Genomic DNA, 17,860 nt, shown 5'->3' on the forward strand with positions numbered 1-17,860 from the left:
GGCCACGTGCCGACGCATCCGCCGTACGTGCGATCTCAGTCATGATCCAACCACCGGAACGGTTCTGTGACACGCGATGCGTGCGTCATATTCCGCAATTTATGTGGGGGATCCTGTGGCGAAGCTGAGATGGGCTGAGAGGGCTCACAGGGGCCTTCACCACCGGTTGTAGAGCCTGCGTGCCCACAGATAACCGACCAGGGCGATGCCCGCGCTCCACACGGCCGCCTCCAGGAAGCCGGACCCGGCCGGACGCCCGGCCAGCAGCGCGCGCAGCGTCTCGATGACAGGGGTGGCCGGCTGGTGCTCGGCGAACCAGCGCAAACCGGCCGGCATCGACTCGGTCGGGACGAAGCCGCTGCCGAGGAACGGCAGCAGCATCAGCGGCATCGGCAGGTTGCTGGCCGTGGCCACGCTCTTGGTGACCATGGCCAGCGCGACCGACAGCCAGGTGATGGCGAAGGTGAACATGGCCAGCACACCGACCACGCCGAGCCAGTCCAGCATCGAGGCGGACGGGCGGAACCCGATCAGCAATGCCACCACGGTGACCATGGCAATCGCGAGGAACGTCTGCACCATCGCCCCGAGTACGTGCCCGGTGAGCACCGAGACGCGGGCGATGGCCATGGTCTTGAACCTGGCGATGATGCCCTCGGTCATGTCGGTCGCCACCGAGATCGCGGTCCCCTGCGCGGCCCCGACGATCGTCGTGATCAAGATGCCGGGGGTGAGGTAACCGACGTAGGCGGCGCGGTCGGCGCCGATGCCCGCGCCCATGGTGCCGCCGAAGACGTAGACGAACAGCAGCAGGAACACCACGGGCACGGCCGCGAACGTGAGGATCAGCGTGGGGTAGCGCCAGATGTGTTTGACCTGGCGCCGCAGCATCGTCGCCGAGTCGGTGATCGCTCTCACCGGGAGGGCTCCTTGGCCGAGGGCTCCTGGGTCAGGGTGAGGAAGACGTCGTCCAGGTCGGGGGTGCGCACCGACAGCTCGGCGACGTCGATGGCATGCGTGTCCAGCCACTCCAGGAGCTTTTCAGCGTCCTGACTCCGCCGGAGTCGGGGATCTGGACGGTGAGCGCCGCGTCGTTGCTCAAGGTGGCGCCGACGTGGCCGGCCGCCCTGCGGTACCCGTCGGGGTCGGCGAAACGCACGACGATGTGGCCGCCGGGGACCATTCTCTTCAGCTCCTCAGGGGTGCCCTCGGCCACCAGCCGGCCCTGGCTGAGCAGCGCGATGCGGTCGGCGAGTTCGTCGGCCTCCTCTTCGTCGGCCTCCTCCAGGTATTGGGTGGTCAGGAAGATGGTCACGCCGTCCTGCTGGACGAGGTCCCGGACGATCTGCCACATGGTGCGGCGGCTGCGCGGGTCCAGGCCCGTGGTCGGTTCGTCGAGGAAGATGAGCTTGGGCGTGCCGACCATGGTCATGGCGAGGTCGAGCCGGCGGCGCATGCCGCCCGAGTAGGTGACCGCGGGCTTGCGCGCGGCGTCGGTGAGGTCGAAGCGCTCCAGCAGTTCGCGGACGCGCCTGCGGCCCTTGGTGCGGCCGAGGTGGAACAGGTCGGCCATGAGCCGCAGGTTCTCCTCGCCGGTGAGGAAGCTGTCGACCGCGGAGAACTGGCCGGTGACGCCGATCGCGGCACGCACCTTGCCGGGTTCCTTGGCCAGGTCGTGCCCGGCCACCCAGATCTCGCCCGCGTCGGCTTTGATCAGGGTGGACAGGATCTGCACTGTGGTGGTCTTGCCCGCGCCGTTGGGGCCGAGCAGCGAGAAGACGGTGCCCTGCGGGATGGTGAGGTCGATGCCGTCCAGGACGCGGTGGGCGCCATAGGACTTACGCAGCCCCGTCACCGAGACGAAGGTTCGCATCGCGTTCACCCCCGATCCCAGGTGATGGGCAGGCTGTGCACGCCGTACACCTGCGAGGGGTCGGTGCGCAGCGACAGCTCTTCAGCCGGTACGGCGAGCCGCAGCGTCGGGAAGCGGATGAGCAGCGCGGGAAACGCGACGCGCATCTCGATGCGGGCAAGCTGCTGTCCGAGGCACTGATGGACGCCGTGGCCGAAGGCCAGATGCCCGGCGGCCGAGCGGCGCAGATCGAGCACGTCGGGGTCGGAGAACCTGGCCGGGTCCCTGTTGGCGGCGTTGATCGCGATGACGACCGTGTCGCCCGCCTTGAGCTGCCTGCCGCCGAGTTCCACGTCCTCCAGCACGCCGCGCATACCGGTGGCGGCGACGGACAGGTAACGCAGCAGCTCCTCCACGGCGCCGACGGCCAGGCCGGGGTCGCCGCGCAGGGCAGTGAGCTGGGCCGGGTTGCGCAGCAGGGCGAAGGTGCCGAGCGCGAGCATGTTGGCGGTGGTGTCGAGCCCGGCGCCGAGCAGGAACGCGGCCACGCCGCCGAGCTCCTCGTCGGTCAGGTCGCCGCCGGTGGCCAGGTCGCTGAGCAGGTCGTCGGTCGGCCTGGCCCGCTTGGCGAGCGCGAGCTCCCGCAGGTAGGTGCCGAGCTCGACGAAGGCGGCGTACTGCGCCTCGGCGGTCCCGGCGTCCGGCAGGGCCCGGGTGGAGCTCTGGAACCGGTCGCGGTCCTCGTACGGCACGCCGAGCAGCTCACAGATCATCAGCGCTGGAACCGGCTGCGTGAAGAACTCGACGAGGTCGGCGGGCGGCCCCTGCCGCTCCATCGCGTCGAGCCGCTCACGGGTGATCTCGGTGACCCGCTCGGTGAGCAGGTTCATCCTGCGGACGGTGAACTTGCCCGCCAGCAGCTTGCGGAAGCGGGTGTGCTGGGGTGCGTCCATGCCGGTCAGGTCGCCGACAGGGGCGGGCGGCAGGTGCCCGCCCGCCAGGGGGTGGTAGTGGGTTTCGTAGCGGGAGCTGAACCGCGGGTCGGCGAGGATCTGGCGGACCAGGTCGTATCCGGTGATCATCCAGACGCCGGGGGCGCCCTCGGGCGCGGCCACGCGGGCGATTGGCTGCTCCGCGCACAGGGCGGTGAGTGAAGGGGCGGGATCGAAGGGACAGGCGGGTGCGCGGTCGAGGGACGGAGTGACCGGCTCGTCGCGATAGTACGTGTTTATCACAATTGAAAGCTACGTTGCTTTCAGAAATTGTGTCAACTAATCGATATGTATATACGCAGGTCAAAACCGATAGATTGATGCGTTGAGGCTGAAGCTGAATGCAATGAAACATTGCATTGGTATGGTGCCGAACGCAATAGTGGTGTCATGTCAGAAGGAAGGTTGACCCTGCAGGACCGCCGGCGCATCGCGACCGGCCTCGCCGAAGGCCGCTCCTACGCCGAGATCGCCAGGCGGCTGGGCCGGCCGACCTCGACGATCAGCCGTGAGGTCGGCCGCAACGGCGGCCCCAGCGACTACCGCCCCGAGCGGGCGCACCAGGCGACAGCGCGGCGGGCGCGGCGCGGCACCCCGGCACGTTCGGCCGAACCCCAGGACCGCAAGGTCTTCGAGGTGGAAGAGGGAGCCGTCGAGATGGCGATCGGGATGGGCCTGCCGAAAATGATGGCGCGCGTGCTCATCGGCCTGTGGCTGAGCGAGGACGGCAGGCTCACTGCGGCCGAGCTGTCGCGCGGGCTGAAGGTCAGTCCCGCCTCGATCTCCATGGCGGTGGGCTACCTGACCCAGCAGGGGCTGATCAGGCGCGAACGTGATCCGCAGCTGCGGCGCGACATCTACGTGGTCGACGACGACGCCTGGTACCACTCGACGGTGATCAGCTCGCGGCAGACGCTCGCGGCGGCGGAGATGGCGAAGGCCGCGGGGCAGACGCTCGGGCTCGACACGCCCGTGGGACGCCGCCTGGCCAGGGGCGGTGCGTTCCTGGAGCGGCTCAGCCTGGACGCTCTGGCGTCGGCGGAAAGCTGGCACGACCTCCCGCCATGATTCAGACCGCAGGGATAGTGCCCCGGATTCCAAGTGCTGTCGTCCAATCGCCCCCTCAACGCCCACGAGACCCTGGCCTGCCAGTAGGAGTGGAACGGCGAACCGGGTTTAGTGTCACATCTGTTGACGCTGTGCGGGATGATGATCGGCGACGGCCCCCGTCGTGATCTCTGACGGGAGTCACTGACCCGCGCCAGCGATGACGTCGGAGCGGCGTGCGAAGGCGTTGGCGAAGGCAGCCGAGGTGCGTACGGCACGTCGTGCGCTGTTGGCGGAGGTGGCCTCCGGCGCGGTGAGTGTGTCGGAGGTGTTCGAGTGCAACGGGCAGGATCGGGTCGGCAGGACACGGGTGGTTCAGGTTCTGCGGGACGTCGCTCGGCGTTCGCGACATTATCGGCAAGCCATCCTGTCACCTTCGCGGCGTCCGCGGTCGTACAGATGCGGAAGCCGAGGTGCGTGCGGATCTGATTGCGGTGGTACTCGATCGTGGAGCCGGACCATTCGTAGAAGCCGAGCTCCGAGGCAGGCACCTGGACCTGCTTGGCGACGTGCTCGACGACCTGGTCGGGCAGCTCCGAGCGGCCGGGGAAACGTCCGTACTGCGTGTAGAACTTCAGCAAGATCGCGAAAGCGAGGCGGGTAGCGCCGCGCTTGCCCGCGACGAGATCGCGCTCGTCGTCCAGGATCGTCCAGTGCTCGACCAGCTCGTCGATGTGCATCGGGGGGTGCGCCATGTCCGCCCAGCATTGACCAGGCACGTCACAACAAGATCAACGCCGTTTGGGGCTCATGACGCGATTCTTACCGGCACCCCTACTTCGTCACACGCTGGGGACAAAGCTGCGCCACGAGGGCGTGGACATCGTCGTCATCGCCGAGTTGCTCGGCCACAGCGTCGAGGTGGCCCGGCGATACGCCCTGCCGACCGAGGAGGAACGGCGGGCGGCGATCGAAAGGCTCACCACCGACGAATAGGGAGTGTCATCCATGGCCGACCTCTTTGACCCCAACGCCCTGGCCCGTTTAGTCGCGATCGATGACGAGAACCCCAGTAAAAGTTCTTCGACCGAGTGATCACCATCGCGGACATGCACGCGGCGGAGGGAGTCCGCAACTACCGTGCCGGCCAGCCGTTGCCGACTCCGACGTCTCCATGCGAGCATAGATCATGTATGTCAAACTCTTGCGTCGCAGCAGATCCCGATTACTGATGACCGTGGCAGCGGTTGCCATGGTCATCGCGTCCCTGGGCCTCGCCACACCGGCGTCCGCCGCGGTTCCCGACGGCCACAACTCCCTGGGCCTCGCCAAACCGGCGTCCGCCGCGGTTCCCGACGGCCACAACTGTTGGTGGATCCGGCCGGACAACCCACCGTACAAGCTTGACGCCAAGACCGTCCACTACGGCGTAAGTGTCCAGTGCGACGGTCCAGTGCGTAGCGTCGACTTCACCGTGGAGTTGCTCTACCACGGGCTGGTCGGCGGCCCCGGCCAAACAGTGAACGGCCGTACAGAGGTTTTCCGGGACATGCCCGCAAACATAATCCTGTTCGGTCTTGGCGTCACCAACCCGGGCACGCTCTGCGAGTCGGGCTACTACTCGGGTCGCGCGACCGCCACAGTCCACTACCTTTCGGGGACTCCGGAGTACATCACCAGAGAGACAGGGTCTCAGCCGGTATCGCTGAGCTGCCCGCCACCGGATATTCCTATTCCTATTCCCACACCCTCGCCGAGTGCGTCGGTGACGGTCACCAACCCGGGCGCCCAGAGCAACCTCAAGCTGGACGCCGTGGCGCTGCAGATGCAGGCCACCGGCGGGAGCGGGTCGTACACCTGGTCGGCGACCGGCTTGCCTCCTGGACTGGCCATCGACCCCTCGAGCGGCTGGATCACCGGCACACTCAGCAACATAGGAAGCTACACCGTCACGGTCACGGCCGTCGGAGGCGGACAGGGAAGTACCACCTTCACTTGGAGCGTCAGAAAAGAATCGTCCTGCCAGCGCTGCTGATCAACTGCCCTACGGGAAGCTCTGGTAGAAAGGAGACGGCGCGCATCGTCTGCGGTCCCGGGCCAGTCCTCTTCTCCAACCCCGCTCGCTGAGGGTTGGAGAGGAGCAACCCCGCAGCCGAGGACGGCCGCACGGCCCAGTTCGTCGCGCTCGGCAACCACATCCGCTTGGTCGCCACGCCTATTCCACGGGCCCAGGATCGCGGCACTGCCGGCCGGACATGGGATGCCCTTGATCTGTCCTATGAGGTCGTAGCAGAGCGGGAGCAGTGGCTCACGACCAAGAAGCTGCTCCCGTAACCTGCGGACATAGCGAACGCCCCCGCCCCTCACCCTGCCGAAGCGGAGGAGGGAGCGGGGGCGTTTGCCTCGCTGGGAGTACCCGGGAGCTACATCCGGCGGCCCAGGGACAGCGGCCGGTCGGCCGTCATCGCCATGCCTGCGCCCGGCTCGACGTTGCCGCGCACGAACGCGGCGGTGAGCACGGCCAGGAAGCTCATGATGGCGGTGGAGCCCTTGGGTCGATGTTCAGGCCGAAGGTGAGGCCGACGGTGAGCAGGGCTCGGGCGAAGCCGAGGATGGCTGCGCCGGGTCGATGGCGGGGGTGGTGGGCCGGGCCTGGCGCCACGTCCCGGATCATCGAGGCCGCCACGGGCGCCCTGCCGATGGAGTCGGTGGCCTACACCCCCGACGGCAGCGCGCTGATCTACGCGACCGGGCACACCATCGAACGCATCCCTCTGGCGGGCGGCCCGGCGCAGGTCCTGGCCCGGCCGGAGCTGCCGCCCGACGCCTCACTGAGCCTGCGCTTCAGCGTGGACGGGAGGGGCGGGCACCTCCTGTACGTGCACCGGTGGCGCGCCTACCATGCCGACCTGGCCGACGGCACGGTCACCTCGGTGCCGATCACGGTCGACGAGCGTCCGGGTGAGGGCAACTCGCCGCGCGCAACCTGGTGACCACCGGCTAAGCGGTCGCCCGGCTCCGCGAGCTCCGGTGTACGCCGAAGTCGTCGAGCACAGCGTCTACATCCACCCCGGCTGCCAGGCTCACGGGATCGACCGGGCCCTGCCGGCGGCGTTCATCACCGCCACCCAGGACGCTGGGACCTGGACGATTCAAGCCAGGATCTTCCCGCAGACCGCCGCCAGCCTCTCCCTGCACCCAGGCGCTCGGCTTTCGCGTGGTCGGCACCCGCGAGCGCCTCGGCCGCCACCACGGCACCTGGCGCGATATGATCATGATGGAGCAGCGCAGCACGGTCGCCGAGCGATGACCTCACGGGCCGGCAGAACAAGGGGCAAGGTGCGGGGACATCCGGCGACCGGCGGTGGTTGTACACCTCGTGGCCGGTGTGCCCAGTGTCCCCGGGCCTCACCTATCGCCTTCGCGGAATACCGTTCGGCTGGAGCCGCGTTGCGCATCTCGCCGAGAGGCGACCTGCACACCGGTACGCACACGTTGAACCGAAGGCCCCGCCCTGAGTCAGGGCGGGGCCTTCGGTGTGTCCAAGTGCTATTGACGAGGGCCACCGGCTTCGAGGCGCGGGGAGGTTCATCCTCCTGCGGGGGTGTGGCGGGCCAGCTTGATCGCCGAGATCAGCAGGATGGCGAGGCGGGGAAATGGCGAGGCGGGGAAGAGGATCAGGTCGGGGATGGCGCCGAGCAGCAGGCCGCCCAGGAGCGCGCCGGTGACCGAGCCAGCGAGCATGACCGCGATGAAGCGCAGGTTGGCGCCCAGGACGGCGAAGCTGCCGTCGCGGCTGTAGCGGGTGAAGGCGACCAGCAGGCGGCGCGTAGGCGAGGCACCATATGAGGCCCCCCACTCGGGTCCATGCGACCGGCCCCAAAGCAGCTCTCTGTAATGGCTCAGGATCGTCACGTAGCGGTCACAGATGAGCGGTACCGGACCGTAGCGACATCCGTGCGGAGCAGGGTGCTCGCGCATCTTCAGTGCGATCGGGGGAAAGGGTCCCTGCCGATGCGCAGAGAGTGGGAGCTGGAAGACCTCATCGAGTGCTGGACATTGGATGAGGCCGAGGTCGAGTTACTGGCGAACAAGAGCGGTGCCACCCGTCTCGGGTTCGCGCTGATACTGAAATTCTTACGTCGCGCTGGACACCAGCGATGACGAGTCCGGCCAGGTGGCAGGTCGGGCCGCGCTGGACGCCGCCCGACAGATCCGGGCGCGGTGGATCCCAAACGCAGACGACCTTCCGTAGCCGTGTCCGGCGCGTTCATCTAACGAACGTTTGACGAACGCAACCAAGACACCCGGCCGAACGGGGACCTCCGTGCGCCGTGTCCGGTTCGGATGTTCATTTTGACGTTCATCTTCGATCGTCCTCCGCTACCGATCAGGTACCTCGCGCGTGACGTTTGATGAACGGAGGTGCTTCGCCGTGGCGCTCATCGGACTGGTCCGGGTCAGCACCGACAAGCAGAAGACTCAGCGGCAGCATGACGCCCTCGATCCGATCTGCCCGAAGGTCATCGAGGAGAAGGCCAGCGGCAAGCTCGCCACCAGTGACCGGCCCGACCTCCTCATTGCGCTGTCCTACATCCGCGAAGGCGACCTTCTGACCGTCCAGGAAGTCGACCGGCTTGGCCGCAACCTACTGGAAGGACTGATCGTCCTCAACGACCTGTTCCAGCAAGGCGTCGGCGTCAAGGTGCTGGAGGGCATCGCCGCCGGCGAGCACACCGAACGCTCCTTCATCCTCGACCTGGCCCTCGCCCTGGCCGAGGACCGCCGCCGCGACATCGTCCGCAAGACCAAGAACGGCCTGGAGACCGCCCGAAAGCAAGGCAAGGTCGGCGGCCGCCGCCCCGTGGTCGACGACGACAAACGCGCCGCGATCTTTGACCGTCGCCGGCGCGGGGAATCCATCCGCACCATCGCCGCCGGGGTGAAGGTCTCCGTCGGCGTCGTCCACAAAACCCTCGCAGCCGCTGCCGAGGGCAACCCCACTGACCAGCCCCCGACTCCCTGAGGAGCACGCCGTGCCACTGCCGCAGATCCCGCTCGACGACCCGCGCGTGCTGGCCCTGGCCAAGGCCCGCCAGCAGTTCGCCCACGACTGCACCTACCTCCCCACGTGGGAGGAGCTGACCGACAAGGAACGCGGGGGCTCCCTGCCCGACGCCCGCAACTACCTGGAATCGGCGATCAATGCCGGACTCGTCCCGGCCGTGGAGCTCATCGACAGCGGATGGCGCGCGAGCCTGACCAATATCAACGACGAGATCGAGCGGCAGGCCACCGCCATGGCCACCGCGGCCGCCGACCTCCCGCTGCTGCTCTACCGGTTCCGCACCACCCCCACCGGCGGAATGAGCGTCGGGACCGTGCTGAACAAGCTGGCCGAGACCGCCGAGCACGTCGGCGAGTTCGCCCGCGAGTTCGGCGAACAGAACTGGGTCGACATGGACGAAGACGAGACCGCGGACTGGCGCAAGGTCCTCGCGGACCTGGAAGCCGCCGCCGCGACCTTCCGCCGCACCATAAACCTCATCAGCTGAGCCGAAGCCCCGTAGGCCCCCACGCACGCCATGGGGCGGCTCGTGCTCGTCAAGAAGGCCGTTTGAACGTGCCCTGCTACGTTGCCGCAGCTGAGCTCCCGTAGGGATCTGACGCCGCACCCAAAACACGCGTTCTCGCGCAGAAACAGGCCTTGGCTGCCGCCGGGATGACCTCCAAGCGATGACGCCCCCTGCCCCTGCGGCGATGGACTCCGGGCTTCGAGGCGGTCGGCGATATCTTCGGCCTGCTGCGCGTTGCGCCGTCGACGCTGTTCGTCGGCTCCCCCGGCGCCGAGCCCGCGGTCGGGGCCCATCGTCGGCAGGTGAGGGCGCTGTTCTACGTCCCGGTGGCCAGTCAGGTGGTCCAGGCGCGCTCGTTGGCACGCCGCGGCACACCGTCGCGAGGGCTTTCCGGCGCCTGCCTGGTCCTATCGCGGGGGTGGTGCCGGGCGCAAGGCCAAGCCGCTTCGCGGTCGCCTTCGGCGAGCCCTGCGCCCGGCACCACCCCCGCGATCCCAAGCGACTCAGGCACCGGAACAAAACACCCTGCACCAGTGACGATCCCCGAACCCGAAGGAGTAGCAGCCGTGGAGCCTTGCCTTCCGTATGTCGTACCCGACAAGGCTTACCCGGGAAGTCCCTGCATGATCGAGGAGGAGACGGACGAGAAGTTGCGCCAGAAGTGGACCGAGATTTGCCTGACCTGCGGGCGAACCGATCGAAGCCAGCCGCTCCCCGGTCGATGGTGGGAGAGGTACTGGCGGTACCCGCTGGCCATCGTGTCGTCCCGAAGCGACGAAAGCTGATTGGGGAGTCAAGCGTGACGGGGAGGCAGCTCCAGTGCCGACGAGAAGCCCCGTCACCGGGTTGTCGGTCCAGCGGTCGCCCTCCTCCAGGAACCCAGCAGCGCGCGGAGCCGTCGGCCCATCCGCCGTGGCGGCCGATGCGCTCCAGCCTCTTGCCGTCGCGGCGGGCGGCGGTGGCGAATCCGCGGCGCAGCGAGTGGCCGGTCCAGCGGCCCTCGAGTTCGGCGGCCGCCACGATGCGGGCCACGCCGTCGGCGACGGCCTCGGCGGTCATCCGGCCGTCCGGGTCACCGATCGGGCGCCCGCCCCGAGTGAGCGGCGGGGCCATACGGCCGTGCCTGTCGATGCGCACCAGCAGCGGCCCGGCGCTGCGACCGGCCTGCTCCATGGCGGCCCGCAGGTCGCGCACCGCGCGCACCGGGCAGGTGGCCGGGACGCGGCCGTAGGGGACGGCGACCTCGGTGAACTTCTTGATCTTCCGCCGGTACACGGTGACCAGCAGACCGTCCGGGGGTCGGCGACGTGGCCGATGTCGAGCGCGGCCAGCTCGCTCACCCGGGCGGCGCAGGCGTAGCCCAGCAGCAGCACGACGGCGTCGCGCTTGCCAGCCAGCGTGGTGCGGTCGACGGCGGCGAGCATGACGCGCAGCGTGTCGGGGACGGCCGGGTCGGCCTTGCGAGGCCGGACGGGTCCTTGGCCAGGGCCAGTCGCGGCCCTTGAGCAGCAACCAATCGGCCAGTGGCGTTAGCGAGCCCGTGGGGGCTCGGGCTATCGCCACTGGTCGTTTGGATGCGACCGCTCATGGGCGCGGGTCACAGGCCCCATTCGGATGATCCTGCCCAGGGAGGCCTGGAGTTCCTATGGCTACGGCGTGTAGCGAGGTGGGCGTAGATCCGCTTTCTAACTGGGGGTTTCTGGAGCTCCGTGGATGATGCGGTGGATGGTGGACCGGCCGACGCTGTATTCAGCGGCCAGGTCGGCCAGGGAGACCTCGCCTTCGGCGTAGCGGCGGCGGATGGAACGCCGTACCGGTTCGGGCAGCTTGGGCTGCTTGCCCTTGAGCTTGCCCCTTCTCTTGGCCAACGCCATGCCCTCGCGGGTGCGCTGGTGCCCGATGTTTGCTTCGAACTCGGCGACCATGGCGAGGGTCTGCAGGAACAGGCGCCCGAACGGGTCGTTCCAGTCGTAGACGGAGGCGCTCAACCCGAACAGCACCCCGCGGTCGGACAGGTCGGTGAGGATGTCGTTGGCTTCGGCCATGTTGCGGGCAAAGCGGTCGAATTTTGTGACGGTGAACACGGTGCCGTCCCAGACGGCTGCGAGGGCCTGGTCGAGGCCGTTCCGGTTGCGACGGGTGGTGCCGGAGAAGCCGCGATCGATGTAGATGCGGTCCTCGGGGACGCCGAGCGCGAGAAGCTGCTCGGTCTGGATGATGACGTCTTGTTCGTCGGTGCTGCAGCGGGCGTAGCCGACACGTGCTCCGTTCACGCTCTGAAGTGTTCCGGATAGGGAGCCTTCACCGGAACAGTTCGCGGAACACCTATACGGGACACCCCGACCTGGGGTGCTGTCTCGGCCAGCGGGTGTTCCGGTGGGGGATCGGCTTTCGGAACACCGCCGGACCGCCGGGCGAGATACGACTGTCACCTGACGGGGACGGCGTCCTGCTCCCGAAGCTGTCTCAACCCCCATAGCAGCTGTGAGCTAGATCACGGTTGAGGTTGACCTAGGGGCAGGGTGGAAGCTCGGCGCAGCGGCGCGACGCCGACCGGACATAACAGATTCAAAGGATCAAACAACCGTGACGATCACCCTTTCCGACCAGGACAAGAGCACCCTGCGGATCGCCGCGTACGGCGCCGTGACGCTGATGACCGCCGCCGGTGCCGCCGGCAAGCCCCGTGAGATCGCCACCCACGGCAGTATCGCGCTGGGCTCGGCCACCGGCCTGATCGGGCACGTGCTCGCCGACTACCCCAAGGTCAAGGACCTGGTGGGCAAGTCCGTGGCCGAGATCGCCGGCCGCGTGCTGCCGGCCCTGACTGCGGCCATGAACCTGCTGAAGCAGCAGGATCCGGCCGAGGCCGGCAACTTCCGCAGCGCCGTTCTCATCGCTGTCGAGACCGCCCAGATGCAGCAGGGCCGGCCGAGCCCCGCCACGGCCGAGATGGTCCGCAAGATCACCGAAGCCCTCGACGCCGCTGGGGCAGCCGCTGCGGACAGCGGGGCCGTGCCGGAGACGGCGGCCGGGCAGGATCGGCCGGAGCTGCAGAAGGCGATCGAGGAGATCGTCGATTCCGGTTTTGTCGGGGTGTCGCTGCGCGTGCACGATGAGCGGGGAGAGTGGGTCCGCAGCGCCGGGGTGGCCGAGCTGAGCGGGACCGCGAAGCCGCCGGTCAACGGGCATGCCCGGATCGGCAGCAACACCAAGACCTTCACCGCGACCCTGGTGCTGCAGCTGGTGGCCGAGGGCAAGATCGGGCTGGACACCCCGGCGGCGCACTACCTGCCCGAGTTCGGGCTGGACGAGCGGATCACGGTGCGGATGCTGCTGCAGCACACCAGCGGAGTGTTCAACTTCACCGGGGAGGTCAACGCCGACGGGACGATCGCGCCAGGGATCCCCATCCCCTACAGCACCACGGGCAAAGAGTGGGTGGACAATCGGTTCAAGACCTACCGGCCGCAGGAACTGGTGGAGCTGGCGTTGTCCAAGCCGGCGCGGTTCGAGCCGGGGACGGGCTGGAGCTATTCCAACACCAACTACGTGCTGGCCCGGCTGCTGATCGAGAGGGTGACCGGCCGTTCGGTTGCCGAGGAGATGCAGCGGCTGATCCTGGGGCCGCTCGGCCTGTCGGGCACTGTGGTGCCGGACGCCTCGCCGGAGATCCCCGAGCCGTACGCCCACGCCTACTACCGCTACGAGGACGCCGGCGAGCAGAAGACAGTCGACATCACCCGCCAGAACCCCTCCTGGGTCTCCAGCGGCGGCGACATGATCTCCACCACCCAGGACCTGCACACGTTCATCTCTGCGCTGCTGGGCGGCAAGCTCATGCCGGCCGGGCTGCTGGCCGAGATGTGCACGCCGCACCCGACGGGCATCCCGAACATGGACTACGGCCTGGGAGTGTTCGTGCTGACCACGGACGACGGCGGCACCGTCATCTCCCACAACGGCGCCGCCGTGGGCCACGCGGCGCTGATGTACGCCACCCCTGACGGCAGCAAGACCCTGACCGCCGCGCTGAACTGCGTGGACGACGCCGACCTGTCCATCGCAACAGCATTCCAGACCGCCCAGCGAAGGCTCCTCAACGAGGTGTTTGGCGGTGGGCAGGTCGATCCGGCTCAGCCGACGGGCTGAGAGCGCCTGTGACCCGTACGCCTCAAGGGGCCGCCCTTCCGGTCGTACACCAGGAAGAACCCGAACGGGCCACGCCGAACTCGGCGTGGCCCGTCCACATGCTCGGCTGGTCCGCTTGGTCGCCGAGCTCGAGCACAGGGCAGGATTTTGCAGATGAACGGAGTCACGATCGGGCAGGCGGCGGCATTCGTCGGCGTCACGGTGAAGACGGTGCGGCACTACCACAAGCTCGGCCTGGTCAAGGAGCCGGAACGCGACAGCTCCGGCTACCGGCGGTACGGATCGGCCGAGCTGCTGCGGCTGGTGCAGGCCCGGACGCTGGCCGCCGCCGGGGTGCCCCTGGCCGAGATCGGGTCCCTGCTCGACGCCGACCCCGCGCTGTTCGCCGCCGCGCTCGCCGACGTCGAGCGGCAGTTCACCGAACGCATCGAGGAGTTGATCGCGCGACGTGACACGCTGCACCGGCTCGCCGACGGCGACCGGGCTCTACTGCCTGACCGTGCCGTGGCGCTGCTGGAGCGGATGTCCGGCCTCGGCTTCCCCGCAGAGGAGGTGGCGGCCGCCAGGGAGGGCTGGGTCCTGGCCAGGGCACTGGTCCCCGAGAGCTTCGACGACTACCTCACCCATATCGAGCACGCCCTCGAAGACACCCGGTTCGTCGCCCTGATCAAGCGCGCAACCGAAGCCGCGACCTGGGAACCGGACGACCCGCGCATCGCCGAGCTCGCCACCGCCATGGCCGACCACCTCCTCGCCAACCCCGCACACCTGAAAATCGTGACCGGCCTGCAAGCCCGTACCGACGCTGCGACCCGCTACAAGCTGATCGCCCTCCACGGCGAAGAGCAGGGATCGGCCGCGGCCCGAGGAGTCGCGCTCGTCGAGACCAAACTCCGCGCCGCCGGCATCCACATCCCCAGACCAGACACCCACTGACCAAGCCGGTCCCCGCCGCAGGACCCGGGGACCGCGGGATCTGCTGGCAGACACCGCTGGAGCGGCTCGTCTCACGCTGGATACATCGCCTCAGCCATCCACGAACACGACATGTGAGGAGGGGCCCGGCCGGGTACTCGAAGCCCGCCCGCCGAGGTGAGGGGTCAGATCTCTTCGTCGTCGGCGTCGAGTGCGTGGGGGTCGCGCAGAGCGCGTATCGCCCCTGGCGCCAAGTCGGGAAGTATGAAGGTGTAGGCGCCGTGCACGCCCAATTGGGTGTTGACGAAGGGCGAGAGCCGGGCCATGTCCTCATCTCGGACGGGGTTGCCCTGCGCCTTCAGCTGCCGGACTGCCGCGTCCAGGTAGACAGTCGTCCACAAAACGACGCAATTGAGAACAAGCCCGAGGACGCCGAGCTGATTCTCCAGCCCGCGTTCGTAGCGGTGGTAGAGCTCGCCCTTCTTGCCGTGGCAGATCTTCCGGGCCAGGGCGTGACGGCCCTCCTGCAGGTTGCGGATGTGCTTGATGTCGCGCCGGTAGGTCTCGTCCACGTCGATGTAGGCGAGGATGTGCAGGGACTTGAAGATCCGGCCGTAGGTGGCGATCGCCTCGCCCAGCGCGGTGGGGTGACCCTCGCGCTGCAGCATGGTCACTACGTCGTAGGCGCGGACGGTGCCGGTGTAGATGGAGGCGATCACGCGCAGGATGTCCGGCCACATCCGCTGCACCTTGCGCAGGTCGATCCTGCCGCGGGCGAAGGTGTTCAGCGGCCCGTAGTCGGCGCCGGGGTCGATGCGCCAGCCCTTCTGGTCGGGCAGATCCGCCAGCGCGGGCCGGTAGGAGATGTTCAGCAGTTCCAGCAGGCCGAAGGTCAGGTCGCTGTAGGAGCCGGTGTCGGAAACGACGATCTCCGGCAACTCCCCGCCGTCCAGCCCGAAGATGACGTCGACCATGTGCAGGGAGTCGCGGACCGTGCCGGACACGATCTTCGCGCCTCGCCCGATTCCTTGATCATTTATTGCGTTGAGCCAGGTCATACCGCGCTTGGAGCCGAAGAATTTGCGGTTGGGGCGAGCGAAGGCCGCCGGGACCGGGACCACGAACCGCATGCCGTCGACCGCGGCGACCATGCCGCCTCCCCACGCCTGGGCGAGCGGCAGCCCGGCCTGCCAGGCGACCAGCGGCGCGTTGGCCAGGCTGAGCGTCTCAGGCCGGAAGTAGTTCTGGAACACGTGCGAGAGCCGCGAGCGCTCCAGCGCGGGAACGCCGGTCTTGGCGATCGGCCGGTAGCCGACGTTCATGGAGTGCGCGGCCAGGCACGCCGCGATCGAGGTCGGCAGGTCCTCCAGCCGGGAGCGGCCGCCGGAGGCTGCGGTGAAGGCCTCCACCAGCTGCGGCTCCCAGCTCATCACCTCCAAGATGACCTCGGGCAGATCCACGCGCGGCAGCATCGCCGTGGTGTGCTTGCGCAGGTCGACCAGCGAGGGCGGCTCTTCGATGGCCTTCACGCCGGTCAGGTGGATCTTCCCGGCCGAACTTCGGTGTTGGTGTCCAGCCGGCTGCCCACGTCTTGGTATGCCGCATCCAGCGCGCGGGTGTGGTCGGCCAGCAGGGCGTCCGGGTTCTCCGGCAGGCCCAGCGCGGTGAGCACGTCCGGCCGGACCGCCTCCCACGCCTGGCCTTCCAGGAGTCTGGCCTGCGGGTTGCGCCACTTGGTGGAGGCGTCGGCGTAGATTTCGCGGCGTTTGAGATGCCGGTGGAACTGCTCCAGGAGACAGAAGGTGTAGGCGTGCCTGTTCACCGCGCCGTCCTCGTGGACGGGCTGGCCGAACACCAGGCCCTTCCATGGGCCGTTCACCACGGCCGCCTCGATTAGTCGGGCCGGAATCAGTGGTGCGGGCAGCCTGCTGCGGTGGGCCAGCACCTCCGGCAACTGCCGCATTGCCGCCAGCACCGGGGCGCCCTCGGCGTTCGCGCCGAAACAGATCACCGTGGGCAGCACCTTCAAAATCCCGACACCGTGCTGTAGCGGCCGACAAGCTCGCTGCGCCAGTCGTCGGGCTCGTCCGCATCCGCCGGCAGCACGTTCTCATTCACCAAGACCAGCGCCGCCCGCAGTTCCGCCCGCGATACCACCGCCTCGATCGCCTCCCACACCTCCGACACCCGGGGCTCTTCGTCCTCGCCACCCCAGGCGTCGGAGTCGAACAGCGCCTCCACCGCCACCGCCAGGCGGGCCGAGGCCTTGGCCAGCTTCGGATGCTTGCGGATCTTCTCCTTGTCCGCGGCGGTCTGCGCCTTGTTCAGCAGCTCGGTGGTCATCAGCAGGTCCAGCAGTTCCAGGGTGTCATCGACCGACTTTGCCTCCAGGAACGCCACCGTGGCCAGCAGCGTCGCCAGACGACGGCCATCGCGATGACGGCGGATCTGCGAGGCGTCCGCGCTCATCCCGTACTTGGCCAGCTCCGCCAGCCGGCGCGGCGGCACCAAGCGGTCGGCCCCCAGCTCCGTCATGCCCAATCCCGCGACCTCGGCGACCTGCTTCAGTGCTTTGATCAGCGTCGGCCCGGACCCGCGCGGGACCGGGCCCTTGCGCCAGCGCTCCAGGTCCGAGACCCGTGACCCTGGCGGAACCTCCAGCAGCTGGTCCAGCACATAACGCTGACCCACGGTCAACAGCCCTTCCAGGACACCCCACAGTCGCCGGGTCGTCTCATCGCGGACGTTGGTGACCAGCCGGGCCAGCGTCGTCACCCCGGGCAGAAGCACATCCCGCTCCCGCAGCCAGCGCACCGCGTCGAGAAAGATCGCCTTCGGTCCATCCCCCGTGGTCCAAGACCTGGCCTCCACCCACGCTCGCAGATCCCCTTCGACGGTCCCGAACTCCTTCAGGCCGTACACCCGCCGAATCTCCCACTGGTGATCGAATCGCGTCTTGGTCCGCTCGGTGTACTTCTTCACGCACGACGGGTCGGCGATGCCCAACTGCTCGGCCACGAAGTCGAGGACTGCGGTCGGCACCTCCAGCGGGTCCTCCAGGAACGTCCCAACCCATCGAACGGTGACGAGTTGAAGGCTGAAGCCGAACTTCATGTGGTCGCCACGACGACGCTCAACCAGCTCTCGGTCCTCGTCATCAAGGAAGAACACCTGCTCCAGGTCCGCGCGCGACGGCACTTCCCCGTATCGGCCGTACGTGGCCGCTTCGTCATCGGTTAAGAACTCCACCACCGGCATACGCCGCAAAGTAGGGCCAGCCCGCCCGTAACAAACCGAAAGTAGCCGAACAGTTACTCAATCCGCCG

The 17,860-nt window shown here is 68.2% G+C and carries 15 protein-coding genes and 2 pseudogenes; 8 read left to right on the top strand and 9 right to left on the bottom strand.

The window, feature by feature from the left end:
- Positions 1-156: 156 nt before the first annotated feature.
- From ABD810_RS39250 to ABD810_RS39260, 3 genes and pseudogenes are all read right to left on the bottom strand, one after another.
- A complete protein-coding gene (locus tag ABD810_RS39250) occupies positions 157-891 on the bottom strand; it encodes an ABC transporter permease (RefSeq protein ID WP_344953781.1) in 735 nt (244 codons plus the stop codon).
- A 23-nt stretch (positions 892-914) separates the two neighbouring features.
- A pseudogene (locus ABD810_RS39255) lies at positions 915-1,873 on the bottom strand (ATP-binding cassette domain-containing protein).
- Between the two features lie 5 nt (positions 1,874-1,878).
- The gene (locus ABD810_RS39260) at positions 1,879-3,087 is read right to left on the bottom strand and encodes a cytochrome P450 (RefSeq protein ID WP_425567049.1); all 1,209 of its coding nucleotides are present in this window, start codon (positions 3,085-3,087) and stop codon (positions 1,879-1,881) included.
- Between the two features lie 162 nt (positions 3,088-3,249).
- On the opposite strand from ABD810_RS39260, the gene ABD810_RS39265 reads away from it, so the two are divergent.
- A complete protein-coding gene (locus tag ABD810_RS39265; RefSeq protein ID WP_344953075.1) occupies positions 3,250-3,912 on the top strand; it encodes a GbsR/MarR family transcriptional regulator in 663 nt (220 codons plus the stop codon).
- Between the two features lie 383 nt (positions 3,913-4,295).
- Here the strand turns inward: ABD810_RS39265 and ABD810_RS41250 are convergent.
- Positions 4,296-4,646 (bottom strand): annotated as a pseudogene (locus ABD810_RS41250) (DUF4158 domain-containing protein); the annotation flags it as partial.
- A gap of 482 nt (positions 4,647-5,128) precedes the next feature.
- Here ABD810_RS41250 and ABD810_RS39270 point away from each other — a divergent pair.
- Both ABD810_RS39270 and ABD810_RS39275 read left to right on the top strand, forming a co-directional pair.
- Entirely contained in the window at positions 5,129-5,926 is a 798-nt protein-coding gene (locus ABD810_RS39270) for an Ig domain-containing protein (protein WP_344953077.1), read from the top strand.
- Between the two features lie 577 nt (positions 5,927-6,503).
- On the top strand, positions 6,504-6,884 hold the full coding sequence (locus ABD810_RS39275; protein WP_344953079.1) for a hypothetical protein: 381 nt from the start codon (positions 6,504-6,506) through the stop codon (positions 6,882-6,884).
- 595 nt (positions 6,885-7,479) lie between these two features.
- On the opposite strand, the gene ABD810_RS39280 is transcribed toward ABD810_RS39275, so the two are convergent.
- On the bottom strand, positions 7,480-7,806 hold the full coding sequence (locus tag ABD810_RS39280; RefSeq protein ID WP_344953081.1) for a hypothetical protein: 327 nt from the start codon (positions 7,804-7,806) through the stop codon (positions 7,480-7,482).
- Between the two features lie 520 nt (positions 7,807-8,326).
- Here ABD810_RS39280 and ABD810_RS39285 point away from each other — a divergent pair.
- The 3 genes from ABD810_RS39285 to ABD810_RS39295 all read left to right on the top strand — a co-directional run bounded on the left by ABD810_RS39285 (position 8,327) and on the right by ABD810_RS39295 (position 10,826).
- Entirely contained in the window at positions 8,327-8,917 is a 591-nt protein-coding gene (locus ABD810_RS39285; protein WP_344953083.1) for a recombinase family protein, read from the top strand.
- A 10-nt stretch (positions 8,918-8,927) separates the two neighbouring features.
- Positions 8,928-9,446: a hypothetical protein gene (locus tag ABD810_RS39290; RefSeq protein ID WP_344953085.1), complete on the top strand. Its 519-nt coding sequence runs from the start codon at positions 8,928-8,930 to the stop codon at positions 9,444-9,446.
- An 840-nt stretch (positions 9,447-10,286) separates the two neighbouring features.
- Positions 10,287-10,826: a hypothetical protein gene (locus ABD810_RS39295; protein WP_344953087.1), complete on the top strand. Its 540-nt coding sequence runs from the start codon at positions 10,287-10,289 to the stop codon at positions 10,824-10,826.
- Between the two features lie 326 nt (positions 10,827-11,152).
- Here ABD810_RS39295 and ABD810_RS39300 read toward each other — a convergent pair whose 3' ends face one another.
- A complete protein-coding gene (locus ABD810_RS39300; RefSeq protein ID WP_344953089.1) occupies positions 11,153-11,740 on the bottom strand; it encodes a recombinase family protein in 588 nt (195 codons plus the stop codon).
- Positions 11,741-12,053: 313 nt separating this feature from the next.
- Between ABD810_RS39300 and ABD810_RS39305 the strand changes: the two genes are divergently transcribed.
- The gene (locus ABD810_RS39305; RefSeq protein ID WP_344953091.1) at positions 12,054-13,619 is read left to right on the top strand and encodes a serine hydrolase domain-containing protein; all 1,566 of its coding nucleotides are present in this window, start codon (positions 12,054-12,056) and stop codon (positions 13,617-13,619) included.
- A 153-nt stretch (positions 13,620-13,772) separates the two neighbouring features.
- Positions 13,773-14,555, top strand: a complete 783-nt coding sequence (locus ABD810_RS39310) for a MerR family transcriptional regulator (protein WP_103964820.1) — start codon at positions 13,773-13,775, stop codon at positions 14,553-14,555.
- Between the two features lie 164 nt (positions 14,556-14,719).
- Here the strand turns inward: ABD810_RS39310 and ABD810_RS39315 are convergent, their stop codons facing one another.
- Genes ABD810_RS39315 through ABD810_RS39325 form a run of 3 tightly spaced genes read right to left on the bottom strand, consistent with a single transcriptional unit; the run spans position 14,720 to position 17,792 of the window.
- On the bottom strand, positions 14,720-16,063 hold the full coding sequence (locus ABD810_RS39315) for a Tn3 family transposase (protein WP_344953094.1): 1,344 nt from the start codon (positions 16,061-16,063) through the stop codon (positions 14,720-14,722).
- A gap of 5 nt (positions 16,064-16,068) precedes the next feature.
- A complete protein-coding gene (locus ABD810_RS39320) occupies positions 16,069-16,545 on the bottom strand; it encodes a hypothetical protein (protein WP_344953096.1) in 477 nt (158 codons plus the stop codon).
- A gap of 14 nt (positions 16,546-16,559) precedes the next feature.
- On the bottom strand, positions 16,560-17,792 hold the full coding sequence (locus ABD810_RS39325) for a DUF4158 domain-containing protein (protein ID WP_344953787.1): 1,233 nt from the start codon (positions 17,790-17,792) through the stop codon (positions 16,560-16,562).
- Between the last annotated feature and the right edge of the window lie 68 nt (positions 17,793-17,860).

Source organism: Sphaerisporangium flaviroseum, assembly GCF_039537005.1.
Lineage (GTDB): Bacteria > Actinomycetota > Actinomycetes > Streptosporangiales > Streptosporangiaceae > Sphaerisporangium > Sphaerisporangium flaviroseum.

Bases quoted from the DNA above. Each gene is read 5' to 3' on its own strand.
- ABD810_RS39325 (WP_344953787.1), bottom strand. From the start codon at position 17,792: ATGCCGGTGGTGGAGTTCTTAACCGATGACGAAGCGGCCACGTACGGC.
- ABD810_RS39250 (WP_344953781.1), bottom strand. From the start codon at position 891: ATGCTGCGGCGCCAGGTCAAACACATCTGGCGCTACCCCACGCTGATC.
- ABD810_RS39310 (WP_103964820.1), top strand. From the start codon at position 13,773: ATGAACGGAGTCACGATCGGGCAGGCGGCGGCATTCGTCGGCGTCACG.
- ABD810_RS39275 (WP_344953079.1), top strand. From the start codon at position 6,504: ATGGCTGCGCCGGGTCGATGGCGGGGGTGGTGGGCCGGGCCTGGCGCC.